This window comes from Nocardioides sp. (genome assembly GCF_031397825.1).
Lineage (GTDB): Bacteria > Actinomycetota > Actinomycetes > Propionibacteriales > Nocardioidaceae > Nocardioides.
Genome location: NZ_JANNML010000185.1, coordinates 1 through 2,038, shown reverse-complemented (window position 1 = coordinate 2,038; position 2,038 = coordinate 1). Strand labels below are relative to the sequence as shown.

Here is a 2,038-nt window from a genome sequence, read left to right as displayed (position 1 = left end):
GCCGCAGGGTGAACACGGCCCCGCGGTGGTCGGAGGTGGCTGTGACGGTCCCGCCGTGCTGCTCGGCGATGCGGCGGCAGACCGGCAGGCTCCGCCACGGGCCGATGTCACTGGCGCCGGAGGACGAGGTGGCACGGTCGGCGTCGAAGACCGCCTCGCGGCTCCCGGGCGGGATGCCGGGTCCCTCGTCGGCCACGGCGATGGTGACCTGGTCCTCGGCCCGCTTGACCCGCACCGTGATGACCCCCGAGGCGGGGGTGACCGCGACGGCGTTGTCGAGGAGGGTGTCGACCAGTCGCTCGAGCTGGCTGACGTCACCCTGCACGAGGGCACGACCGCGTGTGGAGGGGATCCGGATCTGACGCATGACGATGTCGTGCTGGGCGGCTCGCCCCTGGTGACGCAGGAGCAGGGCCTCGACCAGCTCGTCGAGGTCGAGCAGGCGCGAGCTCGATCGTCCGTCAGGTCCGCCGTGCACGACGACCAGGCCGTGGCCGAGATCCTCCAGCACGGTCATCAGCTGTCCACCGGCCTGGATGATGCGAGCCGCGAGGTCACGCTGGCGGTGGCTCAGCGACTGGTCCCCCTGCAGGAGGGCGGCGAGCCCGAGCATGCTCTCGAGCGGGTTGACCATCTCGCGGGTCACGTCGTTGACGTGCCGTTCTGGGGTGAGCCGGGAGGAGCGTTGACACGCCTCCAGCGCCCCCTGCCCGTCGGCGGCCCAGTCGTCGGCCCCGACCATCAGCGCCAGCGCCGGGTTGTGGCGGAACGGTCGCCCACCCACCACGACGGGGATGTGGCTGGTGCGCTGGTCGGCCTTGATGGCCTCCACCACCGAGCGCAGCCCCACCACGTGCTTGAACAGCGTGACCGACAGCGCGACGACGTCGGGCCGGAGCCGGACGAGGTCCGCCACGATGCCGGCGTGGTCGACGGCGCCCGGGGCGCGAAAGACCTCCCACCCGCTGCCCTCGAGGAGGTCGACGACCATGTCGAGGCCCACCGAGTGCCGCTCGTCGCCGACGACGCCGGCGTAGACGGTGCGCCCGTGCTTGGTGACACCCTTGCGCCGGCCACGCAGCAGCGACATCACCCGCTGCGTCAGCGCCGTGGTGTCGTGCTCCTGCGCGACCGACACGTAGTCGTGCTCCCAGCGCCGTCCGAGCTCGGTATGGGCCGGGCCGAGGATGCGCAGCAGCACGTCGTGGGGCGCCAGTCCCGACGCGACGACCACGTCGACGGCCTCGTCGTGGGCCCCCGAGAGCGCCAGGTCGAGGTACTGCTGGGCCAGGTCGCCGAAGGCGGGGTCGGGCCCGTCCGCGTGCGGCGCCTGGGCGGCGAGCCGGTGGAAGGCGGCCTCCAGGTGGGCCGCGGTGGGTACGGCGACGTCCTCGCCGAGCCGTTCCTCGACGACCGCCCGCGTCACCTCGGCCAGCCGCCGCAGGTCCAGGTGGGGTGCGATCACCTCCAGCCGACGCCCCTGCCAGTCGAGCTGCTCGGCCAGACCCTCGGGCTCGCCCAGCGTCAGCGACGCCGCGAGGTGGTCGATGAAGAACGAGACGGACTCGCGCAGCTCGGGTGACAGGGGCACGCCGAGACGTGCACAGATGGCGTCGCAGAGGGGGGCTGAGTCCGCGAGGTCGCCGGTCACGGTCGGGCGCCCGTGGAGGCCGAGGCCACGGCCGCACCGGCCAGCGCGGTGCCGCCCGGCGCGCAGTGCGCGGGGTCGTCACAGCGTGGCAGGGTCCAGGCCATGGATCGCATGGTACCCAGCATGGGCTAGTGACAACACCTCGGTGGTACACCCCAAGGGAGACACCTTGACCGCTCCAGTGACCTCCCCGTCCGGCCCGCCGAGAGCCCCCACCCGCCTCAGCCCAGGGGAGGCTCGGTCGCCTTCTCCACGTCCTCGCGCGAGACCCCGGGTGCCGTCTCGACCAGCTTCAGGCCCCCACCGTCGGGCAGCACGTCGATGACGGCGAGGTCGGTGATGATGCGCTGCACCACGCCGCGGCCGGTGTAGGGCAGCGAGCACTCG

Annotated in this window: 1 protein-coding gene; it reads right to left on the bottom strand. The window is 72.9% G+C overall.

Features of this window, described 5'->3' with window-relative positions; all coding sequences use genetic code 11:
- On the bottom strand, nt 1-1,591 hold a 1,591-nt coding region (locus RMN98_RS15770; RefSeq protein WP_309649768.1), incomplete at its 3' end, for an ATP-binding protein.
- Between the last annotated feature and the right edge of the window lie 447 nt (nt 1,592-2,038).